Here is a 24,443-nt window from a genome sequence, read left to right as displayed (position 1 = left end):
TGAAAGAGCTCTTACGTTACTGGACACGGCAGAGCGCGAGCGTCCACGGAAGCGGTGAGCGCACGGCGACGATCTGTACTCGCTGCTGCAGCAGCGAGAGAAATGCGCGTTTCGACCAGTGCTGGATGTGCCCGGGTGTATTACCGAATTCCTTCCAATAGCAGCCCCTGGCCATGTTGAGCGCGCGCCAGAGCGGCTCCCTCGGCACACTGACAAGCAGATATCGGCAGCTCAGCCCGGCCAGGATATCGAGCGCAATGGCGGGCTCTTCCAAATGCTCCATGACCTCGCAGCAGACGACTAAATCGCTGCGACCGCATGCCTCCTTTGCGCTGAAGATGTCCAAAGTACGGAATGGGATTGGCAAGCCCGCAGCAGCGGCACGCCGGCGCGCCTCATCCACTGCGTCTTCGGAAATGTCGCATCCCTGTACCTTCCATCCCCTGCCCGCCAACCGCATGGACAACTCGCCCTCCCCGCAACCGATTTCAATGGCCGTGCCCACCGGTTCGGCGATCACGGCCAGCTCCACGAACGACCGCAGAAACCCCTGCATCATTGATCGCGCGATCGGGTTGCGGGTGTTGTACTTGTCGTAGTAGTTGCCCGAGGGTTGAAAGACCTTGCCGTTCATCTTCAGCTCCGACGCCGGTGCGGTCAGACGATAGCCGCTGCCCAAGGAAGGAAGAAAGCCCCTCGACCCGAGTGGACTCGTTGCTGCGTCAGCGATGACAAAAAATTCACAACTTAGGCGCATGCTAGAGCTTGGCTTGAACGATACGCCCGTCCCGCGTACGGGCCCATGCTTGCCCACGAGTGCGGCAATGAAGCTCGTCATCCAGATCCCATGCTTCAATGAGTCTGCGACGCTAGCCATCGCCCTCGCCGCACTGCCCCGGATGCTCGAGGGGATCGATACGGTCGAATGGCTGATCGTCGATGACGGCTCCCGTGACGGAACCGTGGAAGTCGCGCGCAGGCTGGGCGTGCACCACATCGTCCGCCATACGGCAAACCGCGGATTGGCGCAGGCCTTCATGACTGGTATTGATGCCTGCCTGAAAGTGCATGCCGATGTCATAGTCAACACCGACGCAGACAATCAATACCAGGCCGATGACATCCCTGCGCTGATCGCCCCGATACTCGCTGGCGAGGCGGACATAGTCATCGGCGCCAGGCCGATTGGCGATACGACCCATTTTTCCTGGATGAAAAAAAAGCTTGAGCAGTTGGGCAGCTGGGCCGTACGCATGGCCAGCCAGACCGAGGTGATGGACGCCCCGAGTGGCTTTCGGGCTATCACCCGTGAGGCAGCCATGCGACTCAACGTGTTCAACGCGTACACCTATACGCTGGAAACCATCATCCAGGCGGGACAGAGCAACATGCGCGTCGCCAACGTGCCGATTCGCACTAATCCCGACCTCCGACCATCGCGGCTCGTGCGCAGCATTCCCGCGTACGTGGGCCGGTCGGTGCTCACGATCTTGCGGGTATTCGTGATCTACAAGCCGCTCAAGTTCTTTGCGTTCTTCGGGACGGTGTTCCTGTTGGTCGGTCTGGCCGCCGGCGCGCGCTACCTCTGGTTCTTCTTCGAAGGCAACGGCGCCGGCCATGTGCAGTCGGTGATCCTTTGTGCCTTGGCTGTGATCGTCGGCCTGCTATTCTTTTTGATGGGCATCATCGGCGATCTTATCGCTACAAACCGCAAGTTGCTCGAGCGCATCCATCTGCGCGTGCAGCGCCTGGAGCACCGGCAAGAGTGATCGCGTAGCTGACACACCATGGGCCAACTGCCCCCAACGGATATATCGACGCGCATCCCCTAGTTTTCCGACGATCCCACGCTGGCGCCTGATCGCGTGCTTTTGGATAATGAGTGGTTCACGGCGCCGTGTCCCAGTCTGGCGCCCTTAGTAGGAGCGCTTGCATGTTAATCCCGGTCGTCCTCAGCGGTGGTAGCGGTACCAGGCTCTGGCCTTTGTCCCGCAAAAACCTGCCAAAGCAGTTCCTTACGCTGGCCGGAGATTCCAGCCTCTTCCAGCAGACTATCGGGCGCACCCTCGGCCTGATAGAGGCGACGGCCCCGATCGTGGTATGCAGTGAAGACCATCGGTTCCTGGTCGCTGAGCAATTACTCGAACTGGAGGTCAAGGGTGCGACCATCATGCTCGAGCCTCTGCCGCGAAACACCGCGCCAGCCATCGCACTGGCCGCGCTTCAGGCACTCGCCCGCGACCCTCATGCCATCGTTCTGGTGCTGCCGGCCGATCACCTCATTGGTGACGAGCAGAACTTCCGAAACGCCGTCGCCAGCGCCTTGCCGGTGGCCGAGGAAGGTTGGCTGGTGACCTTCGGAATCCGGCCTGACGGTCCCGAGACCGGGTTCGGCTACATCCGTCGTGGCGAAGCCGTTCCGGGCGCGTTTCGCGTCGACCGCTTCGTCGAGAAGCCCGATCTGGCAACTGCCCAGGCATACATCAACGATGGAAACTACGATTGGAACTCGGGGATGTTCATGTTCCGGGCAAGCCGGTTCCTCGAGGAACTGGAACGCCATGCTCCGGCAATCCTCAAAGCCGTGCGCGGATCATTCGAATCCGCATCGGTGGATCTTGATTTCGTGCGCATCGACAAGGCTGCCTTCGTTGGCAGTCCGGAGGATTCGATCGATTATGCGGTGATGGAAAAGACGGATCGCGCGGCTGTTGTTCCGGTCAGCTGCGGTTGGAGCGACATCGGGTCCTGGGGTGCGCTTTGGTCCGCAGCGGAGAAGGACGCCGACGGCAACCGCCTGGAGGGTGACGTGCTTGCCATCGACAGTCATAACTGTCTTGTCCGCTCATGCGACCGCCGACTCGTGGCAACCATCGGCGTCCAGGACCTGGTGATCGTTGACACCCCGGATGCGACTCTGATTGCCTCGCGAGAACGATCGCAGGACGTGAAGAAGCTCGTTGACCAGCTCAAGGCTGCAAACCGGCCCGAGCATATGTTCCATCGCAAGGTCTACCGGCCATGGGGCAGCTACGATTCCATCGATATGGGCGAGCGGTTCCAGGTCAAGCGGATCGTCGTCAAGCCGGGCGCGGCGCTTAGCCTGCAGAAGCACCACCACCGAGCCGAGCACTGGATCGTAGTCTCGGGAACCGCGCAAGTGACGCGCGATGAAGAGGTGTTCCTGCTCAGTGAGAACCAGAGCACCTACCTACCGCTGGGGAGCGTGCATCGGTTGCGCAACGTGGGGAAAGTGCCGTTGGAGCTGATCGAAGTCCAGTCCGGCAGCTATCTTGGCGAAGATGACATCGTGCGCTTTGAGGATGTCTACGGTCGGGCGTGACCTCGATGTGCAGGGGCGATGACCCGCCCCTGCACCGTCGCGTCAGCCTTCGATCAAGCGACGCAGCTCTGCGGTTTTTTCATCCATCAGCGCGATGCTCCCCCGCGCCTCGACGTTCAAGCGCAGCAACGGCTCGGTGTTCGACGAGCGGACATTGAAGCGCCAGTCCGCAAAGTCCACGCTGAGCCCGTCGGTATGGTCCACCACTGCTGACGGCATCGTGGCATAGCGATCCTGAAGCCGGCCGACGACGGCCGCTGCGTCTGCCACCTCGAAATTGATCTCGCCGCTGCACGGGTACGCGGCAATGCGCTGCTCGACCATCTGGGCCAGAGGCATCTCCATGCGGCTTAGGCGTTCGGCAATCAGCAGCCACGGAATCATCCCAGAGTCGCAATAGGCAAAATCGCGAAAATAGTGGTGCGCACTCATCTCACCGCCGTAGAGCGCATCCTCCATCCGCATCCGCTCCTTGATGAATGCGTGACCGGTCTTGCTCATGATGGGCACGCCACCGGCGGCCTTGGCCATGTCGATGGTGTTCCACGTCAGGCGCGGGTCATGCACGATCTTGCCGCTGGGATGCTTCTCCAGCAGCTGAGCGGCCAGCAGGCCGACCAGGTAGTAACCCTCGATGAAGCGCCCTTCGGCGTCGAAGAAGAAGCAGCGGTCGAAATCGCCGTCCCAGGCGATACCAAAATCCGCCCCGCTGCTACGCAATGCCTCGGACGTGGCGGCGCGATTCTCCGGCAGCAGCGGATTCGGAATGCCGTGCGGAAAACGACCGTCCGGTTCGTGATGGATGCGGATGAATTCGAACGGCAGGTGCGGCGCCAGCTCGTCGATTACCACGCCTGCCCCGCCGTTGCCGGCGTTGACCACGATCTTCAGCGGCCGCAGGGCGCTACGATCAACGTAGCCGAGCAGATGCTCGATAAACGCAGACTTGTCCGCTTCCACCCGCAACGAACCGATCGTAGCCGTCGGGGAAAATTGGCCCGACTCAGTCAGCGCTTCGATATCGCGTAGTCCGGTATCGCCGCTGATTGGACGCGAGCCGTCGCGCACCAGTTTCATTCCGTTGAAGTCCATCGGATTGTGGCTCGCGGTCACCATGATGCCGCCATCCACGCCGCGGTGTGCCGTCTGGAAATAGACCTCCTCGGTGCCGCACAACCCGATATCGATCACCGATGCGCCGGCGTCGTTGAGCCCGCGCGCCACGGCCGCGGCCAGCGCTGGACTATCCAACCGCACGTCACGACCCACCACCACCTCGCGCGCCCGAAGTGTCTGCGCGAACGCGCGGCCGATGCGGTAAGCGATATCATCATTCAATTCACCCGGGACGCGGCCGCGGATGTCGTAGGCTTTGAAGCACTTGAGCACTGGCTCACTTCCCGTTGAGTATTGTGGATGGACTGGATTGGCTAGAAGCCGGAGAGACTGAGGGGTACGCCGTAACCGATTTCAGGCCCAAGGCAAGCATGCGCCCGTCCCCTCCCATACCAATGGCTTGCGGCGAGACAGCATCGGGCAGATCGAAACCGATGATCAGCTTTCCCGCTTCGCGAAGCACACTCTCTGGCAGGACGACATCAAAGGCCAAGGCCGATTGGGGGAGGGCCACCTCACGCTGGGCGACCGACCTGCCATTCAGGGTGATATCGATGCGTTGACGTGAATGCTGGGGTGACACCAGCGCGTTGGCCTCGAAGTGCAGGCGAATGCCACCTGCAGTCGCAGGCAACTGGCGGGGATCCAACGACAGTTCCGCATGCTTACCCAGGCTCCACGTGCCCCACGTCTCCGGGCTGCTCCAACCGCTGGCCAGCCACGCATTCCAGGCCCCTTTGGTGTTGAAGGATTGCGCCTGCGAAAGCGGAAGCATCGAACGCTTGAGGCGATAAAGATACAGCCGCCTCTCCGCGGCCAACGTGAACTCATGAGGAAACAGGAAGCTCGACGCGAAGCCCCAGACCTTCAACCGCTCGCTGTTGACCAGATCGAACCCCCGCGGGGAGGAAGGGCTGGCGGAGAGCAGGTACACGTCGTCGAAGCGGGCATCCAGGGCGGCGATATATGCACTATCGGTCAATGAGCTGTTGCTGACATTGATGACTTCGCGGCCGAAGGTGTACAGAACCGGGGTTTTGATCTGACTGATGGCGGGCGGCCCCGGCTGCGAAGTGATCATCAATACCAAGTCGCTAGTCCCTACTGGCGCCAACATACGCTTCAGCGAACCGTAGAGTCCCGCGTTCTCATTCTTGCCGAGCTGACCCGCGCTAGCCACCGCCATGTAAAACATCGAGACACCAAGAAGCCAAGTTGTAGCCGTCTTCTGCCAGCCCGCCCTCATCCCCGCCCACACGAGTACGGTGAACAACAACAGGTAAGGGACGTTCTCGCTCAGGAGATAGCGTGCGTAGTAAGGACCGTAAGGAACGGTCCACTGCAGCAAGCAGGCGTAGACAAGGAACCCGGCCGCGAAAAGACGCAGAAACTCGACCCGGGGATCGCTCTGCCTATGCGTCAGCGCAACTACTCCTGCAAGGAGGACGGGACCCGTATAGACCAACAGCTGGAACAGGCTGGATGCTTCGACCGCTACCCATCTCGAACCGGCCAGATGCCACCGCAGGCTCAGCCAAGCATCCGGCATGAATCGACCGGTCCAGCCGAGCTGGTAGATCTTGAAAAGTCCCATCAGCAGCGAGACCACAACGACCAATCCAACGACGCGCCGTACGGGTGTGAGAACGTACCGGCTCATCTGCTCCTGTCGAGGTTCCGATCGCGTCGTCGCTGCGGTGCCCAGCCAGGCAGCCAGGCCCGCGGCGGCAGCTATGGACACTCCTGCCGGCCAACGGTCAGAAAACAAGCGCTCAAAAGAAAGACGGTAGATGTCGCTGGAATACGAACCAGACCAACGCAGCCCATACCATACGGAGAGTGCGTACAGCACCATTACGCCAGCGCACCACCCGAACATTGCCCTACGACAGTAGCGATCCCGATCCGCGATCGCGCTTGCCATTGCGGCCGCGAGGACAAATGGCATGTACATGAAACCGCTTATCCTGGTAACGAACAAGCAGCCAAAACTGGCCATGGACAACCATAACCACCGAGCTCCAGAAGCTTGGCCCCGCCCATCACGGAAGAAGGCAAGGAAGGTGAAGCCGGCGAGCGAGAAGGCGAGCGCAGGCACCTCCGTTACCGGAAACTTGGAAAAAAATGCATGCAGGGGATTGACCGCGAGCAACGCGCCCGTAATCAGTGCCGCCATTCGTGACCCCGATACAGCCAGCGCCAGACGATAGATAAACACCGTCGACAGCCAACTGAAGAAGGTCAGTGCGTAAACCCCGAAGGTGGCGCCGAACAAGCCCTCGAAGATGGCCATCCAGACCGGAAACAGGTGATAGAACTGGAATTGAAGCAGCGGTCCTGAGCGCTCAAGCGCATAAACGCCTGGCAGGTAACCCGCGTCCCGGTTTTCCCTCAGGTAAGTAGCAGTCAGGGACGGATCGTCAAGCTGCTCAAACGCCGTATCCCGTACCTCGATGCCTCCCGTGCGTGCAATATGGTGTGCCATATTGACGTACACACCTTCGTCTTGGCCGCCCAGTACGTAGTGGTAGGCCGGCAGCCGGAAGAACAAGCAGACGAGTGTCAGCAGCGCCAGGTGCCGCCAATCCGCGGTCACCCGAGATGTCGTGCCGCGTTCCCTCGTAAACCAGGCGTACACACCGGCCACCAACAGCGAAGCCAGGCAGACCTGGAGCGCAAGGAAATGGCCCGCCAGGGCAGTGATCAATCCAAGCACGCTCGTCGACAGAATCCAGGCGACAAGCAGTTCCAGGCACCTGTCAATCCGCTCGTTTACGCTCAGATCGGGCTGAATCATCCCTTATACCCCTCGCCTGGTACGTGAACGAATTGCCTCGCAATGGTCTTTCGGAAAGGGTGCCATGAATCGGCGACCAGTTGATATCAGTCGCCCGAATACATCCACGCAAGCGTTTCATTGAGGGGAATAGTCGTCTGGAGATTCATTGCGCTTCTGAACCGCGAATTCGAACCCACCAACCGATGAACCTCATTTGCGCGCACAAAGGCCGGATTGATCTGTTTCGTGATTTGATAACCAGCGATGTCGACCATCATGGCAATCACATCGTCAAGCGAATGGCCCACGCCGCCACAGAGATTGAAAATCTGCCCGACGGGCTTTTTTTCCGCGATTCTCCGATAGCTCCGGGCCACATCGCGAACATCACTGAAGTCCCGAATTACGTCGGTGTTGCCTAGCTCAATGGTCTGATCTCGACGTTTGAAATGCGCCACGATCTTGGGGATCAGGAACTGTTCGGACTGGCCGACACCGGTGTAATTGAACGGTCGGGTGATGACGATGGGTAGCTTGTCCATCCACAATCGGGCCATGTATTCCATAGCCAACTTGCTTACCGCATAGTCATTGGCCGGCGCCGGCGGCGTGTCCTCGGTAATAGGCTCGACCTTGGCGTTACCATAAATGTTGGCACTGCTGGCAAGGATGACGACTTCCGGTTTTTTGGACGAAGCCGCCAGCGCCTCAAGCAGATTGCGGGTGCCGACGACGTTGACCCGATACATCTCATCGACGTCGCCGTGCGCCACGAAAGCGATCGCGGCCAAGTGCAGCACCACATCAGGTCTGACGGCCTCCACAGCCAGCCGCATCGCTTCGCGATCCAGCAAATCGGCCCGGATAGATCCCAGCGCACCGCCTTCACCGTGATTGGACAGGCCGAACACCTCGTAGCCGGCCTGTTCCAATTCGCAAGTGACATAGCGGCCGGTGAATCCGCTGCGGCCGGTAAGCAATGCGCGCGGCTTCGCCATCAGAACGATGCGCCACATTCGTTGCGGACGAGATCGGCCTCGACCATCATGCGGCACAGATCTTCCAGCGAGGTCTTCGCTTCCCAACCGAGCTTATCGCGTGCCTTGGCGGCGTCGCCGATCAGCAATTCCACTTCGGCGGGACGGTAGAAGCGCGGATTAATGCGCACCAGCTCGCGCCCGCTTGCAGCGTCGACACCGCGCTCTTTCTCCGCGTTGCCGCGCCAGTCGAGATCGATACCGACGGCCTTGAACGCCATGGTGACGAAGTCGCGCACGGTTTCCGTTCGGTTGGTTGCCAGCACATACGTATCCGGCTCATCGGCCTGCAGCATCCGCCACATGCCCTCGACGTATTCCTTCGCGTAACCCCAGTCGCGCTTGGCATCGAGGTTGCCGAGCTCGAGCACATCGAGCTTACCCAGCTTGATCTTTGCAACGGCGTCGGTGATCTTGCGGGTCACAAATTCGCGCCCACGCAACGGCGACTCGTGGTTGAAGAGGATGCCGCTGCTCCCGAAGATGTCATAGGACTCGCGATAGTTCACCGTCATCCAGTGCGCATACAACTTGGCAACACCGTAGGGACTGCGCGGGTAGAACGGGGTCGACTCGGTCTGCGGCACTGCCTGCACTTTGCCGAACATCTCGGACGTGGAGGCTTGATAGAATCGGATGTTGCGATTCACCGTGCGGATGGCCTCGAGCATGTGGACCGCGCCGATGCCAGTGATATGGCCCGTGGTGATCGGCTGGTCGAACGAGACACCGACGAAACTCTGCGCGGCCAGATTGTAGACCTCGGACACGCCGGTGTTCTCAAGCAGGCGAATGCTCGAGCCGAGATCTGTCAGATCGTATTCGACGAGCGAAAGATTGGGGTGACTCTCAATGCCCAGTTCTTCGATACGCCAGAAATTGACCGAGCTAGTCCGCCGATACGTACCGTAGACCCGGTATCCCTTCTCCAGCAGCAGCTGGGTCAGGTATGCACCATCCTGGCCGGAAACGCCTGTGATCAAGGCCGTTTTCATGAAAGACTCCTGTTGAATTCGATTGAAAAATGTTCCGCCATGCGCCAAGGCTGGACTCAAACTGTCGTATTTTCACCGCCACGGTCGCCGACGGCAATGGAGCATCCGGAAACCGGCGCTACCTCGACCTGAGTCACCCAGATACTGGTATTGGCCTCCACCGAGATGCGCACCTCGAGATCGGTGACATCCAAGTCCAGAGGCAGTTCGACCTCGACCAACATGGAACCGACTCGGCGGTCATCGGCAACGAACGCGCGCTCCGCATGGATCGTGGCACCGGCGGAACTGCATACGTCCAGCAATGCCGGGCCGGAGCCTCCACCGTAGATCCGGACGCTGTATCGCCCGGCGCGCAATGGCACGTAGGGGCCGTACAGCAACTGGCCCGCGATCCCGCTTGACATCATGCGGCCACGCGCAAGGTGCCCTACTTGCGTGAGAAAGCGGTAATCGAATGCATTGTAGCGACGCAAGGAACCGGGCATCCATCGGTGATCCCAGCGCTCGTTGGAAAGCACGTCCACCAATTGAGCGGTGGCATCCTTCCACGTATTCCAGCGCATGCCGCTGGACTGCGGCGCGCGATCCCTCGCGTCGAGCTCCAGCCAGGCTCGCAATGCACCGCCGAGATCCTCGGCATCGTAGCCGGAGAAATAGTGAGCATGCTCGGCGGCGATCTCCCGGAATACCGGCAGGTCGCGTGCAATCAGCGGCAACCCATGATGGGCACCCTCGATCAACGGCAGACCGAAACCTTCGCCCTCCGAAGCCATGATCAACGCGGACGCGCGCCGATAAGCCGCGAGCAGCAGATCATCGCTGGCCTTCTGGAACCAGAAGAGCCGCTTGCCGTGTTGCGGGTGCTCGGCCATGCGCTGGAGCAGGTCGTCGACCAGCCAGCCAGGCTTGCCGATTACCAGCAGGTTGACCTCCACACCCTCATTCCATAGCAATTCGCAGGCAGCCAGCGCCTGGGCGTGTCCCTTGCGGGGCTCCACCGTTCCGACCATCAGAAAGGTTGGGCGGTCGCCCAGTTCCGGCAAGCGGGCGGGAGGCTCGGCGTCGCTGATCTGCCCCGCGTTGGCCGGGGCAAGATCGGCGCCCAGATGGAACCAGCCGACGCCCAAGGGGCGCTGCCGCGCCGGGCGCGCCTGATGCAGCCACGACTCGAACTCGTCGGCGACCGCCTTGGAAATGCAAATCACGCTATCGGCCACTTCGGCCACCGCTTCGTACCAACTACGAAACAGTGGCAATAAGTGGGGTTCAAAGCAGTCGGGTCGGAAGAGCGGCAGAAGATCGTAGACAATGAAATGCTGCCGGATTCCTCGATTCCTCAATCGCCGGAAGACCTCGATATGCGCAGGAATCAAGTGAGCAACCAGATCAAGCCCAAGATAGACGTCCGAGGGGGTAAATTCCACCGGCTCATCGGGTGGCAAGACTTCGTTCTTGAAGTAGCGACCTTGGCAGTAATTACGCGCATAGCGAAAGACACCATCGTCACCTAGCCGAACCGGCTCTACCCTATAGCCGGTGGGTGGCGACGCGAAGAGCTCGTCTAGCACGTGGCGCACCACACGCTGGATGCCTGTGCCCGCATCGTGTATGGCTAAATTTGAAATATCCACGAGCCACTGTGGTGTGCCGCCAGCCACCGGCATAGTGGTGGAGAGCGCTTCCACAGCATTGGACCAGTCCTCTGCGGAGGGTGCCCCCGCCCGCTCCGCCTCAATTAACCCCGTGATGGACTTTCGCGCGTTTTCACGCCAGGCCAGCGCACCGCTCCGATCTATCGGGCTGCTCCCAGAAAATACCTGACTTCGGCCCAACGTGGTGAGGCTTCGGGGAGTTATCAAGCTTCCCAGAAGTTCATCTGAGAACATGCCATCGACGGCGGCCTGCAGCGCGTGGTATCCGCCTGACCCGTATAGAAGGGCCACTACCAACTTGCGACCTTCATCGTGCGAGGCAAGCGCTTGCAGCGCTGCGCCAAACGTTTGATCGCGCAGGATGATGTCGACCGCGCCGGTGGCAGCGAGTGCCAGCGTCTTTGCGCAATAGACGTCATTCGCGAGCTCCAGGACAATCCGATCAAAAGCGCCGGAATCACGGTCGCGGAGGAAGTCCGCCAATGTACGTTGGGCAGAAACACCAGCACAGTCGCCGTCCGCATAGGTCGTGACGGGGCCGGACAGAAGGCATCCGATCGTCGAATGCGGTGCAGGGAGGAATGCGGCAGGACGTGAGTTTGTAGATTCTGGACAGGGCACAACGAAAGAGTGAACTCGTCCGCGACGTTCCACTGCGAACTCGAACGCATCCAAGGCGCGTTGGGCCGACTCTTCCCAGGAAAACCTCCGACACTGTTTTTTGCCGTGCTCGCGTAGCTTCGCGCGGAAGTTAGTGTCAGTTAGCGCCAATGCCATCGTGGCGGCTATGGAACCATCGTCGCGCGGATCGAACAACGCCTCCGCGCAGCCGATGACCTCCGGCAAGCTCGACGTATTGGATCCAATGACGATTGCTCCGCTCGACATAGCTTCCAATGCCGGCAACCCGAAACCTTCGTGCAAGGATGGGAACACATACAACGCGCACAGGTTGTAGAGCTTTACAAGATCACTGTCCGGAACGTAGCCGGCAAATACCACCTCGCCACCGTTCAACCCCAGTTCTTCAATAAGCGCGTTCAAGGTCTCGCGCTCCGTCGGGGGGGCTCCACCGACGATAACCAGTTGATGCGTTGTGCGGACGCTCATAGGGAGCAACGCAAAAGCGCGTATCAGCGCCCCGATGTTTTTTCGTGCATCGAACCCGCCCGCGTACATGACGAACGAGTGCTGCAACCCATATCGGTGCATCAGCTCTTGACGGAAAATTTCCGCGTCGTCCATTCGCACAAAAATATCGTCAACGGCCCCGGATATGTCAGTAAGCCGGTCGCGGGGAACATCCAATAGCTGTACTGCTTCATCGCAGGTATACCGAGAGATCCCGAGAAGCACATCGGCTTTGCGCAGGTGTGCGACTTTCTCCATGTACCAACGCCTCACACGTTCGTCACTAAGGTACGTTCGCTCATGCGCGAGCGGTATGAGGTCATAAAGAGTGATGGCACTCAGATATTCCTCACCAGGCTGAACCGTTGCGACAACATCGTCTGCCAGCCCCTCGAAAAGACTGGCTACGTGAACGACATCCGGCTTCAGCTGCCTTAGCGCTTGCGCACGCACCACCTCCGAAGCTCGCAAGCGAAATGAGTTTTCAGGATTGACGAAGGCTGTCGGCGCTAGCGCTTCCCAAGTGACTAGCCGCTGCTGAGGCAGCAGCGAGTCAAACTGGCTGCGCAGATGTTCGACCGAATCGCCCATCGCATCGTTCAGCAGGATGGTGATTTCATGGCCCCGGGCATTCCGAACCATCGCCTTAGCCAACGCTAGCGAGTATCTCCCGATGCCGCGACGCCGACTTTCCGGCGATTGGCACGCCTGCAGATCCAATACGATGCGCATGCAGCTATGCCTCTCCGGGCCGCGCGGGGCGATCGCCATCGCTACGCTGTTTCGTGTCCTGAATCTCGTCAGATAGCTGTCTTGCTCGCTTCGTCATCGGCGCACTCGATCGTCCCAGATCAGGCGCATCCCCCGCCCGGGCCTCCGGTTGTGCGCCAAAGAGAAACAGGCGTGCATGTCTAGTCAAGGCCGAATCAGACCCTGCAAGTCGCGTTGCGATCGAGCGCAGCCGTGGTTGCATTGCCGTCTTGCGAAGCAGTGGCCGGGCAAGGCGCGCGGGCCATCGCAATACGAAATAGAGAATTTGCCCCGCTGCCTTTACCAACCTGAACGCAAAGCGCTTCAGGAAGCGGAGCGGGAAAGTGACTCGCCATGAGGTGCTTCGGTGAATGGCGAGTATGAAGTTGTGCAGGCGCGCCACCTCTGCGTCGCGGAGACGGACCTCGCTGTGCAGGCGATGCACTTCCCGGTCACGGAGAAGAATCTCGCCGTGCAATCGGGTCAACTCCGCCTGCATGAACGATTCGCGTTCGATCGATTCATTGACCAGTCGCCGCTGTTCGGCCAACGCGGCCGTGCTGAGTGCCTCACGCTCTTTGAACTCTGCGAGTCGTGCGCGGTGCTCGACCAGCGCTGCTTCGCGCCGCTCGTTTTCGTTGTGAAGGTGGTCGACGCTATGACGCAGACTCGCCGAAGCCGCGCGCAGCCCCTCCAGTTCATCGCGTGCAGCTGCTTCCGACGCGCGGACAAAGCGATCGAAGACGTTCGGCGGATAGGAAAACGCCCCGTCCAACTCGGCGTGTTCGTCGGCAACGTAGAAACGATTGAGGCCGTCCTCGTAGACGAAATGGTATCCGCGGCTGGTGAGCAGGGGCTCCCATTCTGCGTAGGCGGGGGTCTGGCTGTTGGGTTCGGTAGCTTCCAGCAGGATGATCCAAGGCCGGACTTGCTGGAGCGCAATCCCCCGCAGCGCGGCGGCCTCGGCTCCCTCGCAATCGATTTTGAGAAAATGGACGTCGCTCACGCGGTGACTGTCACAGATGCTGTCCAACGTGACGCAGGCCACGTCCGATTCCCGTATGAGGTGCCCGGCGCTGGCGTGACGGCTTGCGAAGTGGGTGTCCGTCGTGGAGAGGCCGCTATCGACGACCTCGAACAGGTGCAGCGTTCCGGGCCGCTCGGACACGGCAAGTTGCAGGTTGATGTCACGCGGGCGATCGGCGCAAAGTTTCTCGAACCAGTGCGTCACCGGCTCGACATTGATGCCACGCCAGCCCTGGTCGTAAAGCGCCTTGGTCACGGAATCGTTGACTGGATCCTGCGCACCGACGTCAATGTAGAAGCCCTGCTCGACGCCGCGCAGCGCACGCGCGAGCATCACATCCTCGTAATTCTGAGCGTAAGAAATGAAGCTCATGCGCTCGCGACCTCGATCTGCGGTGGGACCCAGGCCGACCCCACAAAGACTTGGCGCGACAGGTTGGAGACATTGAAGACGAGCGCGAGATCTCGCCATTCGTAGTTGTTCACCAAATGGGTCTCGGTGCTCACCAGGGCAGTGGATATCGAATAGCTCCCCGGACCAAAATTCATCGGGAAATTGATTCGGAACTCGATGCGCTGACCCGGGCGGACTTCCTCCAGCTCCTGGTGGGTATGGTGGGTGTTGGTGCCGAACACAGCCTGCCCCAGCCTGTCCTTGATCATGTATCCGAGGACCAGGCGCGGAATGTCCGCGTGTGCTGCCACGCGAATGCGCAGTGTCACAGGCTGGCCGACATCGACGAATTCCACAGGCTCACCCTGGGTGTTGAGGAGCACCACGTCTTCCACACGAGCTTCGCCGGTACCCGATATCGTCTGCTCTCGTCCGCTGGCATGGCTGGTCACGCTGACGCTGCTGTTTTCGCGCTCGGCAATCAGCGCGTTGTACAGATCCATCACCGCGGCAGGCTCGCCGTCCTTCACAAGGTTTCCATTTTCGAGCAGCAGCGCGCGGTCACACAGGCTCTGTACGGCACTGCTGTCGTGCGACACGATCAACAACGTTGTGCCCTGCTCCCGGAATTCGCGGATGCGCTTGAAACACTTATGCTGGAAATAGGCATCGCCAACCGACAGGGCTTCATCGACGATGAGAATGTCGGGACGGAATGCGGTGGCGACGCTGAAGGCCACTCGCATCTGCATGCCGCTAGAGTAGGTGCGGACGGGTTCGTCGAAATATTCGCCGATCTCCGCGAAAGACTCGATGTCCGTCATCGCCGCACTTATCGCTGCCCGCGCGAAGCCCATCAGCCCCGCCGCGTGGTACACGTTCTCGCGCCCGGTGAGGTCGGGATCGAATCCCATCCCGAGTTCCAGGATCGCGGCAATCCGGCCACCTACCCTGACCGAGCCTTCGCTTGCGCGCATCGTGCCGGTAATCAGCTTTAGCAGGGTGCTCTTGCCCGCACCGTTCTGGCCGACGATGCCGATCGACTCTCCGGGAGCGACATCGAAGGACAAGCCACGCAGAACCCATTGCTCCGAGCGCACGCTGACCGCGACGCCCAGCCAGCTTGCGAAGCGCCGCCATTCGCTGCCGTAGTCCCGGTAGGCCTTGCCAAGATTGCGCACGCTCAACAATGTGTCACTCATAGGACATCCACCATTTCGGGCGCAGCGCGGCGGAACAGGATGAGGGCGAAGGCCAGCAGCACCAGAGATGCGCCGCCGATCACCACCAGGCCCAGCAGTCCGGGCGCCTTCCCGTAGAGGATCACGCTCTGAAAATCAGCCGCGAGGTGGTACATGGGGTTGAACGCAAGGATCTTCTGCAGCTGCACCGGAAGAATGGTCGGCATGTAGACGATCGGGGTCAGCCAGAACAGCAGCTGCAACACCACCGTCATCACCTGGGCGATATCGCGCACGAATACGTTGAGCACGCCCAGGACGAGCCCGACCCCCAGAGCGAAAACCAGGTTGACACCCACGAGCACCGGCAGCCATAGCATGCTCCAGCTGGGGGGATGGCCAATGAGGGCAAAAACCCCCGCCGAAGCCAGCAGCAGGAGGAAGTTGTTCACAAGCGCGGACCCGGTCGTGACCAGCGGCAGGCACACCCGCGGGAAGACGATCTTCTTCATCAGGTTGCCGTTGTCGACGAACATCGTCAGCGAGCGCGTAAGGACCTCGCTGAACAACGCCCACGCGATCATCCCCGCCATCAGATAGATCACATACCCATAGCGGCTATCGATGCCCGGCAGCTTCGCCGCCATGATGCGCGACAGCACGAGGGAATAGATGGCCACCTGGGCCAGCGGTTGCAGGATCATCCACAGCGCGCCCAGCTTGCTGCGGGCGAATCGGGAGCGCAGATCGTTCTTTACCGACGAGACAATGAAGTGGCGGTAGCTCCACACCGCCGCCAGCATGTCGTTCATGGGGCACCTTCGTTCATAGGGTTGGCATCGGCACCCCTTCCGGACGCGCTCGGGGCGGATGCCGCTGATGCAATCTGGGTCAGCCTCTGGATGAGCTTGCCCGCCACAGCCTGGGGGGACAGCTTTTCAAGTATGTCCGATGCTGCCTGACGGCCGATTCCGGCCGCGTACCCAGGTTCATCCACCAAGCGACGCATGTATGCTGCCGCGTGCTCGACGTTGGGCTGCGCCCATCGCTGACCCTCGTGGTAGAGGTATTCGCCTTCGGACACGCCGACCATCTCGTAGTCGACTAGGCAGCTGTTCTCGGGCGTCATGAATTCCATGTTGCCGGACCAGGCCGTTGCTATGACCGGCTTGCCAAGCCGCATGCATTCCGCGAGCCCCAGACCAAAGCCCTCGGACCGGTGCAGCGAGATGTATGCATCGGCGCAACGCTGCAGTGCCTGAACATGGGCGCGGTCGATCACGTCGTCGCGCACCAGGATGCGCTTGTCGCCGCCGGCCGCATCCAACAGTTCACGCAACCGATCCGGATGACGGTGTCCGTTGCTGGATTTGATCAGCAGCTGGACGTCCCGCCGACCATCGTCGAAAGCGTTACGGAACGCCCGAATCGTCGCCAGGGGATTTTTGCGAGCCTGGAACGAATTGAAATCGAAGCTGTTCAAAAACACGAATGCGTCGTCACGAAGCCCGAAATCCGCTCGCGTCAGGCCACTGTCCGGCATTTCCAGAACCGGCAGGGGCACGTGCAGCAGGGGTTTGTCTGTAGCGCGCCCGACCACCTCATGAATGAACGCGGACGAGACCATGACCTCGTCGACCTCCGCCAGTGCCACCAACCATTCCCGCGGGAACGTCTCCAGCTCCCAGAACCAGCAGCCGATCGTGTAGCGACCGCCCAGTCGCTCCCTGCCGATGGTGGCGATGGCCGCGTCCAGGTAGTCGGGATTGACGAAAACCAGGTTGATCCCATTCGGCGTATCCGTGCCGATATGCTGCTCCAGGCTGGTGTCGCCCATGCTGTGAGCCATATCCAGCGCAATGTCGTATACGGCCACCGGATAGCCCGCCCCCAGCAACGCGCGCGCATATAGCCGCGCGCTCTCGGCCAGGCCAAATTGTCCGCGCGCGTAGGCGAAAATGTTCACCCCGGCCGCCGCACCGAATCGGACATCCGCCGGAGCGACGGGCTGGGCAAGTGCGGGCAGCGAGGCCGCCAACGCCCACCGCGAAGTGCGCTTGAATCTGACCCGCTCTCCAGCGCGGCGCGCAAGCGCCTGGGACACGCCCATGCGCCAGGCCATCGGCAAACGGCGATAGATCGTCCTCAGCCATTCCTGCCGGCGTATCCATGCCGAAAGATTGAGGAGTGCCAGTCCAGGACCCGGCTTCTGCTTACCGCCAATGCTCACGGCGTTTTCCGCATGCAAATCATTGCTGGCATCCGCGTCGTGCAGCTTCATTGACCAAGCGCACTCGAAAGCTCCGCACGCAGGTCGGCAATATCCTCTACCCCCACTGACAAGCGGATCAAGCCATCACTGATCCCCAAACGCTTGCGGTTGGCTGCCGGTACCGAGGCGTGCGTCATGATCGCAGGGTGTTCAATGAGGCTCTCCACACCGCCCAGCGACTCCGCCAGCGCGAAGAGCTCGCAACGCTCGAGCATGCGACGGGCCTTTTTCAGCCCACCTTTTACCTCGATGGTGACTATGCCGCCGAAACCGTCCATTTGGCGAAGAGCCAGCGCATGCTGGGGGTGGCTTCGAAGTCCCGGATAAATCACTCGCTCGACGGCCGGATGTTTTTCGAGCCACTGCGCCAGCTCCAGCGCGCCCCGGCAGTGTGCCTCCATGCGCAAGTGCAGGGTCTTGAGGCCGCGCATGGCAAGAAATGCGTCGAACGGACCGGCGATGGCGCCGACGGAGTTCTGCAGGAATGCCATCCGTTCGGCCAGCTCATCGCTGCCGGCCACCACCATGCCACCGACCATGTCTGAATGGCCGTTGAGGTACTTGGTGGCCGAGTGCAGCACCAGATCGGCGCCAAACTCGAGCGGGCGCTGGACCATCGGCGAGCAGAAGGTGTTGTCCACCACCAGAATGAGCCCGTGCTTCTTCGCAAAGGCGGCGATCTTGGCCAGATCGACCAACTTGAGCATCGGGTTGGTGGGCGTCTCGGCCCAAATCATGCGGGTGTTCGGCTTGAGCGCAGCCTTCAATGCCTTCGTGTCGTTGAGGTCGATGAAATCGAAATCCAGCCCGGCCGAACGCCGGCGCACCCGTTCGAAGAGCCGGTAGCTGCCGCCATAGAGGTCATCCATGGCGATCACGTGGCTGCCTGAATCTAGCAGGTCCAGCACCGTGGCCGCCGCGGCTAGACCCGAGGCGAAGGCGAAGCCGGCCAAGCCGCCCTCGAGGTCCGCCACGCAGCGCTCGTAGGCCATGCGGGTGGGGTTCTGCGTTCGCGAGTACTCGTAGCCTTTATGCTTGCCGGGGCTTTCCTGCACGTAGGTCGAGGTGGCGTAGATCGGCGTCATGATCGCGCCGGTGCTCGGATCCGGATGCTGGCCGGCGTGGATGGCGCGGGTTCCAAGTCCGAGGGGGGCGGCGTTCTTCTTGGTCATGATGGTTCGGCAGCAGGGCGGCGCGAGTGGGGCTGCCATCTTAACCGCGAACCCCGCTTTTTCCTTAACTTTCAGCTCGCCGCTAGCCAGGCACGGGTCCCGTTGTAGACCGGTCGTTCAGGCACAATGGGCAATGGGAATCAAGCAGACATGCGCATGGAAACCTTGCTCGTCACCGGCGGCGCCGGCTTCATCGGCGCGAATTTCGTGCTGCAGGCGGTCGCCGACGGCCTGCGCGTGGTCAACCTGGACAAGCTGACCTACGCCGGCAACCTGGACACCTTGGCCTCGCTGGAAGGCAGCGACCGCCACGTGTTCGTGCAGGGCGACATCGGTGACCGCGCCCTGGTGGCGCAATTGCTGGCCGAACACCGACCGCAGGCGATCGTGAACTTCGCCGCCGAATCTCACGTGGACCGCTCGATCGACGGGCCAGCCGCCTTCGTCGAGACCAACGTGGTCGGTACGCTAGGCCTGCTCGAATGCACCCGCGACTATTGGCGCGGCCTGGAAGGCGATGCGCGGGACGGCTTCCGCTTCCTGCACGTGTCCACCGACGAGGTGTACGGCTCGCTCGGCGCCGAGGGCAAGTTCACCGAGACGACGCCTTACGCGCCCAACTCGCCCTACTCCGCCTCCAAGGCGGCCTCCGACCACCTGGTGCGCGCGTTCCACCACACCTACGGCCTGCCGACGCTTACCACCAACTGCTCGAACAATTACGGTCCGTACCAGTTCCCGGAGAAACTCATCCCGCTGGTGATCCAGAAGGCGCTGGCCGGGGAGCCGCTGCCGGTCTACGGCGACGGACTCAACGTGCGCGACTGGCTGTACGTGGGCGACCACTGCAGCGCCATCCGGCGCGTGCTGGAGGGCGGCCGCGTGGGCGAGACCTACAACGTCGGCGGCAACGCCGAGCGCGAGAACCTGACCGTCGTCAAGACGATCTGCGCCCTGCTTGATGCCCGGCGCCCGCTCGCCGACGGCCGCCCGCGCGAGTCGCTGATCACGTTCGTCAAGGACCGGCCCGGCCACGACCGCCGCTACGCCATCGACGCCGGCAAGCTGCAGCGCGAGCTCGGCTGGTCGCCGACGCAGACTTTCGAGAGCGGCATGGCGCATACCGTCGACTGGTACCTCACCCACCAGCCGTGGGTACAGCGCGTGCTGGACGGCAGCTACCGCATGGAACGACTGGGCTCGTAGGGAGGCGACACATGAGTGCACGCAAGGGCATCATCCTGGCCGGCGGTTCCGGCACGCGGCTGTATCCGATCACGCAGGGCATCAGCAAGCAGCTGCTGCCGGTGTACGACAAGCCGATGATCTACTACCCGCTGGCGATGCTGATGCTCGCCGGCATCCGCGAGGTGCTGGTGATCAACACGCCGCACGAGCAGGCGTTGTTCCAGCGGCTGCTGGGGGACGGCTCACAGTGGGGTATGGACATCCAGTACGCGGTGCAACCCTCGCCGGATGGCCTGGCCCAGGCGTTCCTGATCGGCCGGGAGTTCCTCGGCGGCGCGCCGAGCTGCCTGGTGCTGGGCGACAACATCTTCTACGGCGTGGGCCTGACCGAGCGCCTGCAGCGCGCGGCCGCACGCGAGCGCGGCGCCACCGTGTTTGGTTACTGGGTGCGCGATCCGGAGCGCTACGGCGTGGCGGAGTTCGATGGCGACGGACGCGTCGTGGACCTGGAAGAAAAGCCTGCCAGCCCGAAATCGAACTACGCCGTCACCGGGCTGTACTTCTACGACGAGCGCGTCAGCGACTTCGCCGCCTCGCTCAAGCCCTCGCCCCGCGGCGAACTGGAAATCACCGATCTGAACCGTTGCTACCTGGCCCAAGGCGACCTGCATCTGGAACAGCTCGGCCGCGGCTATGCGTGGCTGGACACCGGTACGCACGAGTCGCTGATGGAAGCAGGCAACTTCATCCAGACCATCGAGCACCGGCAGGGCCTGAAGGTGTGCTGCCCCGAGGAGATCGCCTTCCTCAAGGGCTGGATCGACGCCGAGCAATTGCTGCGGCTGGCCGAACCGCTGGCCAAGACCGGGTACGGTCACTATCTCAAGAACCTGACCCGGCAGGGCCCCGTGCGATGAAGGTCGTCCATACCGCGCTGCCTGATGTCGTGGTCATCGAGCCGCAGGTTTTCGGCGACGACAGAGGCTTCTTTTACGAGAGCTACAACGAGGCGAAGTACCGCGAAGCCGGCATCGACCGCCGCTTCGTGCAGTCGAACGTCTCGCGCTCGGCGAAGGGCGTGTTGCGCGGGCTGCACTACCAGTGGCCCAACCCCCAGGGCAAGCTGGTCAGCGTGCTCGAGGGCGAGGTCTACGACGTGGCGGTGGACATTCGCCGCGGCTCGCCCACCTTCGGGCGCTGGGCGGGGGTGATGCTCACCGCCGACAACCACCGCCATTTCTGGATCCCGGAAGGCTTCGCGCACGGCTTCTGCGTGGTCTCCGGGTTCGCCACTTTCAGCTACCAGTGCACCGCGCTGTACGATCGAGAGGCCGATGCCGGCATCCGCTGGAACGATGCGGACATCGCCATCGACTGGCCGGTCAGTGCGCCGCTGCTGTCGGAAAAGGACATGCGCGCGCCGTTCCTGAAGGACGTGCCGACCGAGCGCCTGCCCGTCTACGCGCCATGAAGATCCTCCTGCTGGGCGCCAATGGCCAGCTTGGCCGTACCTTCGTCGAAGATGGCGGGCTGGCCGCGCGCAGTGAACTGGTGGTCGCCACGCGCGATGGCACCCTCTGGAACGGCGAACGCGCCGAGGTCGCCGACCTCGCCACTCCCGGGTGGGACGCGCTGCTGGAGCGCGTGCGCCCGGATGTGATCGTCAACGCCGCCGCCTATACCGCTGTCGACCGCGCCGAACAGGACGAGGCGCTGGCCACGCGCATCAATGGCCAGGCGGTCGGCGAGCTGGGCGCCTGGGCCGCCGCCCACGGTGCGCTGGTGCTGCACTACTCGACCGATTACGTGTTCGACGGCAGCGCAAGCGCGCCCTACCCCGTCGATGCGCCCACCGGCCCGCTGGGCGCCTACGGCCGCAGCAAACTCGCCGGCGAGCAGGCGCTGCGCGACAGCGGCGCCGACCACCTGATCCTGCGCACGGCCTGGGTCTATGCGCCGCACGGGCACAACTTCCTCCGCACCATGCTTCGGCTGGGTGCCGAGCGCGAGGAACTGCGCGTGGTGGCCGACCAGCTCGGCGCGCCCACCTCCACCCAGCTGATCGTGCGCACGAGCCTGGCCCTGCTCGACCGCTGGTTCGCGCACCCGGACGCGCGTGCGGAGCTGCGCGGCACGCATCACCTGGTCGCCAGCGGCCATACCAGCTGGCACGGCTTCGCCACTGCGATTTTCGAGGAAGCCCATGCCCGTGACCTGCTTTCCCGCATGCCCCGGGTGCTCCCGATCGCGACTGCCGACTACCCGACCCCTGCCCGGCGGCCGGCGTGGTCGGTGCTGGACAACAGCGACACGGCACAGAAGGCAGGGTTCGCATTGCCCGACTGGCGCAATGGGCTGGCCGATGTCATGGAACAGCTGGCTCACCGGACGCATTAGTCCCACGACGCCTGTAGGAGCGCTGTGCGCGACTGGAAGCCTGGCGGTCGCGCACAGGTGCGCTCCTGCATGCGATCACCGCTCGCCGGGCAACGGCAAGCGCAGACCTGGGTGCCTCTTACTCCACCGTCACCGACTTGGCCAGGTTGCGCGGCTGGTCGACGTCGGTGCCGCGCAGCACGGCGACGTGGTAGGCCAGCAGTTGCAGCGGCACGGTGAACACGGCCGGGGCGATGAAGTCGCCGCCGCCGTCGATGCGCAGGGTGGTGCCGTTGGCGTTGCCGGCGTCCATCGGCGCGGTGGCATCGGCGAACACGATCAGCCGGCCGCCGCGGGCGCGCACTTCCTGCAGGTTGGACTTGAGCTTGTCCAGCAGCGGGCCGTTGGGCGCCACCGCGACCACCGGCATGGACTCGTCGACCAGCGCCAGCGGACCATGCTTGAGCTCGCCGGCGGGGTAGGCCTCGGCGTGGATGTAGGAGATTTCCTTGAGCTTGAGCGAGCCTTCCAGCGCGACCGGGAACTGCGCGCCTCGGCCGAGGAACAGCGCGTGTTCCAGCGGCACGAACAGCGTCGCCAACTCGACGATCTGCGGCTCGAGCTTGAGCGCATCCTCGATCGCGCGCGGCAGGTGCGCAATCTGTGCGCACAGGTCGGCGTAGCGCGCCCCGTCCAGCCCGCGCTGCTCGGCGAGCGTCAGGCACAGCAGGGCCAGTGCGGCCAGCTGGGTGGTGAAGGCCTTGGTCGAGGCCACGCCGATCTCGGGGCCGGCGCGGGTCATCAGCTTGAGGTCCGCCTCGCGCACCACCGAGGACTCGGGCACGTTGCAGATCGCCAGCGTGGCCAGATACCCGCGTCGACGCGACTCGCGCATCGCCGCCAGGGTGTCGGCGGTTTCGCCGGACTGAGAGATCGCCACGAACAGCGTGCCATCGGGCACCACGGTGTCGCGGTAGCGGAATTCGCTGGCCACCTCGACGCTGACCGGCAGGCGGGCGTGCTCCTCGATCCAGTACTTGGCGACCAGGCCGGCGTGGTAGCTGGTGCCGCAGGCGATGATGTGGACGCCCCTGGCCCTGGCCAGCAACTCGTCGCCACCGACGCCGAAGATGTTGGGCAGCACGCCGTGCGGGCCGATGCGCGCTTCCAGCGTGTCGTTGATCGCGCGCGGCTGCTCGTGGATTTCCTTCTGCATGTAGTGGCGGTAGTCGCCACGCTCGACCGCGTCGGTGGACAGCTCGCTCTGGTGCACCGCGCGCTCGACCGGCGCGCCGTCCAGGCCGTAGACCTGCACGCGCTCGCGGGTGATCTCCACCACGTCGTCCTCGTCCAGGTAGACCATGCGGTTGGTCACCTGGATCAGCGCCTGGGCATCGGAACCGAGGAAGTTCTCGCCGATGCCCACGCCGACCAGCAGCGGTGCGCCGCGGCGGGCGCCGACCACGTGGCCGGGCTGGTCGCGGCTGATCACCGCGATGGCGTAGGCGCCCTCCAGCGAACGCACGGTGGCGAGCACCGCCTGGCACAGGTTCATGCCGCCGGCGATGCGCTCCTCGATCAGCGCGGCCATCACCTCGGTATCGGTCTCGGAGGTGAACACGTGGCCGCGCGCCTGCAGTTCGGCGCGCAGCGCGGCGTAGTTCTCGATGATGCCGTTGTGCACGAGCGCCACGCGGCCGACCATGTGCGGATGGGCATTGGCCTCGTTGGGCACGCCATGGGTGGCCCAGCGGGTGTGCGCGATGCCGGTGCCGCCGCGCAGCGGGTCGGCCAGGTACAGCGCCTCCATCTCGCGCACCTTGCCCTTGGCGCGCACGCGGCGGATCTCGCCGCCGTCGAGCACGGCCAGGCCGGCCGAGTCGTAGCCGCGGTATTCGAGCGCCTTGAGGCCGGCGATCAGCAGCGGGGCGACGTCGCGCTGGGCGGTGGCGGCAACGATTCCACACATGGGGTCTGGCTTCCTTCGGGGCGAGGGCGGAGCGTAGTTACGGTTTTGCGAAGACGGCG

Annotated in this window: 18 protein-coding genes; 6 read left to right on the top strand and 12 right to left on the bottom strand. The window is 62.6% G+C overall.

All coding sequences use genetic code 11. From position 1 onward, the window contains the following. Positions 1–16: 16 nt before the first annotated feature. Positions 17–634, bottom strand: coding sequence for a class I SAM-dependent methyltransferase (locus J7I44_RS14245; protein ID WP_209622237.1), 618 nt, complete (start codon positions 632–634; stop codon positions 17–19). 190 nt (positions 635–824) lie between these two features. Here J7I44_RS14245 and J7I44_RS14240 point away from each other — a divergent pair, with 190 nt between their 5' ends. Together J7I44_RS14240 and J7I44_RS14235 are read left to right on the top strand one after the other, a co-directional pair. Next, complete coding sequence (locus J7I44_RS14240; protein WP_209622233.1) at positions 825–1,769, top strand: glycosyltransferase family 2 protein; 945 nt, start codon at positions 825–827, stop codon at positions 1,767–1,769. A 164-nt stretch (positions 1,770–1,933) separates the two neighbouring features. Continuing rightward, positions 1,934–3,343, top strand: a complete 1,410-nt coding sequence (locus J7I44_RS14235; protein WP_209622231.1) for a mannose-1-phosphate guanylyltransferase/mannose-6-phosphate isomerase — start codon at positions 1,934–1,936, stop codon at positions 3,341–3,343. A gap of 42 nt (positions 3,344–3,385) precedes the next feature. Here J7I44_RS14235 and J7I44_RS14230 read toward each other — a convergent pair whose 3' ends face one another. From J7I44_RS14230 to J7I44_RS14185, 10 genes are all read right to left on the bottom strand, one after another. Further along, positions 3,386–4,732, bottom strand: coding sequence for a phosphohexomutase domain-containing protein (locus J7I44_RS14230; protein ID WP_209622229.1), 1,347 nt, complete (start codon positions 4,730–4,732; stop codon positions 3,386–3,388). A 4-nt stretch (positions 4,733–4,736) separates the two neighbouring features. Further along, positions 4,737–7,256 carry a phospholipid carrier-dependent glycosyltransferase gene (locus tag J7I44_RS14225; protein WP_209622227.1) on the bottom strand — a complete coding sequence of 840 codons (2,520 nt, stop codon included), beginning with the start codon at positions 7,254–7,256 and terminating at the stop codon, positions 4,737–4,739. An 86-nt stretch (positions 7,257–7,342) separates the two neighbouring features. Then, positions 7,343–8,236: an NAD-dependent epimerase/dehydratase family protein gene (locus J7I44_RS14220; protein ID WP_209622225.1), complete on the bottom strand. Its 894-nt coding sequence runs from the start codon at positions 8,234–8,236 to the stop codon at positions 7,343–7,345. After that, positions 8,236–9,270 (bottom strand): GDP-mannose 4,6-dehydratase, encoded by a 1,035-nt coding sequence (gene gmd / locus J7I44_RS14215; RefSeq protein ID WP_209622223.1) that lies wholly within the window; start codon positions 9,268–9,270, stop codon positions 8,236–8,238. Before gmd ends, J7I44_RS14220 begins: the two co-directional genes overlap by 1 nt. A gap of 56 nt (positions 9,271–9,326) precedes the next feature. Further along, positions 9,327–12,788 carry a glycosyltransferase family 4 protein gene (locus J7I44_RS14210; RefSeq protein WP_209622221.1) on the bottom strand — a complete coding sequence of 1,154 codons (3,462 nt, stop codon included), beginning with the start codon at positions 12,786–12,788 and terminating at the stop codon, positions 9,327–9,329. Between the two features lie 4 nt (positions 12,789–12,792). Beyond that, the gene (locus J7I44_RS14205; RefSeq protein ID WP_209622218.1) at positions 12,793–14,205 is read right to left on the bottom strand and encodes an FkbM family methyltransferase; all 1,413 of its coding nucleotides are present in this window, start codon (positions 14,203–14,205) and stop codon (positions 12,793–12,795) included. Beyond that, positions 14,202–15,428 (bottom strand): ABC transporter ATP-binding protein, encoded by a 1,227-nt coding sequence (locus J7I44_RS14200; protein ID WP_209622215.1) that lies wholly within the window; start codon positions 15,426–15,428, stop codon positions 14,202–14,204. The genes J7I44_RS14205 and J7I44_RS14200 overlap by 4 nt, the downstream gene beginning before the upstream one ends. After that, on the bottom strand, positions 15,425–16,219 hold the full coding sequence (locus J7I44_RS14195; RefSeq protein WP_209622211.1) for an ABC transporter permease: 795 nt from the start codon (positions 16,217–16,219) through the stop codon (positions 15,425–15,427). The genes J7I44_RS14200 and J7I44_RS14195 overlap by 4 nt, the downstream gene beginning before the upstream one ends. Further along, positions 16,216–17,688, bottom strand: a complete 1,473-nt coding sequence (locus tag J7I44_RS14190; protein WP_209622208.1) for a glycosyltransferase — start codon at positions 17,686–17,688, stop codon at positions 16,216–16,218. Before J7I44_RS14190 ends, J7I44_RS14195 begins: the two co-directional genes overlap by 4 nt. Beyond that, positions 17,685–18,851: a trans-sulfuration enzyme family protein gene (locus J7I44_RS14185; RefSeq protein ID WP_209622204.1), complete on the bottom strand. Its 1,167-nt coding sequence runs from the start codon at positions 18,849–18,851 to the stop codon at positions 17,685–17,687. The genes J7I44_RS14190 and J7I44_RS14185 overlap by 4 nt, the downstream gene beginning before the upstream one ends. A 156-nt stretch (positions 18,852–19,007) precedes the next feature. Between J7I44_RS14185 and rfbB the strand changes: the two genes are divergently transcribed. The 4 genes from rfbB to rfbD are packed head-to-tail and all read left to right on the top strand — an operon-like array spanning position 19,008 to position 22,436. Beyond that, entirely contained in the window at positions 19,008–20,057 is a 1,050-nt protein-coding gene (rfbB, locus tag J7I44_RS14180; protein WP_209622201.1) for a dTDP-glucose 4,6-dehydratase, read from the top strand. A gap of 11 nt (positions 20,058–20,068) precedes the next feature. After that, positions 20,069–20,956, top strand: coding sequence for a glucose-1-phosphate thymidylyltransferase RfbA (gene rfbA / locus J7I44_RS14175; RefSeq protein ID WP_209622198.1), 888 nt, complete (start codon positions 20,069–20,071; stop codon positions 20,954–20,956). Further along, positions 20,953–21,510 (top strand): dTDP-4-dehydrorhamnose 3,5-epimerase, encoded by a 558-nt coding sequence (rfbC, locus tag J7I44_RS14170; RefSeq protein ID WP_209622196.1) that lies wholly within the window; start codon positions 20,953–20,955, stop codon positions 21,508–21,510. The genes rfbA and rfbC overlap by 4 nt, the downstream gene beginning before the upstream one ends. Then, entirely contained in the window at positions 21,507–22,436 is a 930-nt protein-coding gene (rfbD, locus tag J7I44_RS14165; RefSeq protein ID WP_209622191.1) for a dTDP-4-dehydrorhamnose reductase, read from the top strand. Before rfbC ends, rfbD begins: the two co-directional genes overlap by 4 nt. A 118-nt stretch (positions 22,437–22,554) precedes the next feature. Here the strand turns inward: rfbD and glmS are convergent, their stop codons facing one another. Then, positions 22,555–24,384: a glutamine--fructose-6-phosphate transaminase (isomerizing) gene (gene glmS, locus J7I44_RS14160; protein WP_209622189.1), complete on the bottom strand. Its 1,830-nt coding sequence runs from the start codon at positions 24,382–24,384 to the stop codon at positions 22,555–22,557. Between the last annotated feature and the right edge of the window lie 59 nt (positions 24,385–24,443).

The organism is Frateuria flava, from assembly GCF_017837635.1.
GTDB classification, from domain to species: domain Bacteria; phylum Pseudomonadota; class Gammaproteobacteria; order Xanthomonadales; family Rhodanobacteraceae; genus Frateuria_A; species Frateuria_A flava.
The sequence above is the reverse complement of the archived record's forward strand: the minus strand, read 5'-3'. Positions and strand labels throughout refer to the sequence as shown.

What these genes read in the sequence shown, in the direction of transcription:
- J7I44_RS14245 (WP_209622237.1), bottom strand. Translation starts at nt 634, where the DNA reads ATGAACGGCAAGGTCTTTCAACCCTCGGGCAACTACTACGACAAGTAC.
- J7I44_RS14240 (WP_209622233.1), top strand. Translation starts at nt 825, where the DNA reads ATGAAGCTCGTCATCCAGATCCCATGCTTCAATGAGTCTGCGACGCTA.
- J7I44_RS14235 (WP_209622231.1), top strand. Translation starts at nt 1,934, where the DNA reads ATGTTAATCCCGGTCGTCCTCAGCGGTGGTAGCGGTACCAGGCTCTGG.
- J7I44_RS14225 (WP_209622227.1), bottom strand. Translation starts at nt 7,256, where the DNA reads ATGATTCAGCCCGATCTGAGCGTAAACGAGCGGATTGACAGGTGCCTG.
- J7I44_RS14220 (WP_209622225.1), bottom strand. Translation starts at nt 8,236, where the DNA reads ATGGCGAAGCCGCGCGCATTGCTTACCGGCCGCAGCGGATTCACCGGC.
- gmd (WP_209622223.1), bottom strand. Translation starts at nt 9,270, where the DNA reads ATGAAAACGGCCTTGATCACAGGCGTTTCCGGCCAGGATGGTGCATAC.
- J7I44_RS14210 (WP_209622221.1), bottom strand. Translation starts at nt 12,788, where the DNA reads ATGCGCATCGTATTGGATCTGCAGGCGTGCCAATCGCCGGAAAGTCGG.
- J7I44_RS14205 (WP_209622218.1), bottom strand. Translation starts at nt 14,205, where the DNA reads ATGAGCTTCATTTCTTACGCTCAGAATTACGAGGATGTGATGCTCGCG.
- J7I44_RS14200 (WP_209622215.1), bottom strand. Translation starts at nt 15,428, where the DNA reads ATGAGTGACACATTGTTGAGCGTGCGCAATCTTGGCAAGGCCTACCGG.
- J7I44_RS14195 (WP_209622211.1), bottom strand. Translation starts at nt 16,219, where the DNA reads ATGAACGACATGCTGGCGGCGGTGTGGAGCTACCGCCACTTCATTGTC.
- J7I44_RS14190 (WP_209622208.1), bottom strand. Translation starts at nt 17,688, where the DNA reads ATGAAGCTGCACGACGCGGATGCCAGCAATGATTTGCATGCGGAAAAC.
- J7I44_RS14185 (WP_209622204.1), bottom strand. Translation starts at nt 18,851, where the DNA reads ATGACCAAGAAGAACGCCGCCCCCCTCGGACTTGGAACCCGCGCCATC.
- rfbB (WP_209622201.1), top strand. Translation starts at nt 19,008, where the DNA reads ATGGAAACCTTGCTCGTCACCGGCGGCGCCGGCTTCATCGGCGCGAAT.
- rfbA (WP_209622198.1), top strand. Translation starts at nt 20,069, where the DNA reads ATGAGTGCACGCAAGGGCATCATCCTGGCCGGCGGTTCCGGCACGCGG.
- rfbC (WP_209622196.1), top strand. Translation starts at nt 20,953, where the DNA reads ATGAAGGTCGTCCATACCGCGCTGCCTGATGTCGTGGTCATCGAGCCG.
- rfbD (WP_209622191.1), top strand. Translation starts at nt 21,507, where the DNA reads ATGAAGATCCTCCTGCTGGGCGCCAATGGCCAGCTTGGCCGTACCTTC.
- glmS (WP_209622189.1), bottom strand. Translation starts at nt 24,384, where the DNA reads ATGTGTGGAATCGTTGCCGCCACCGCCCAGCGCGACGTCGCCCCGCTG.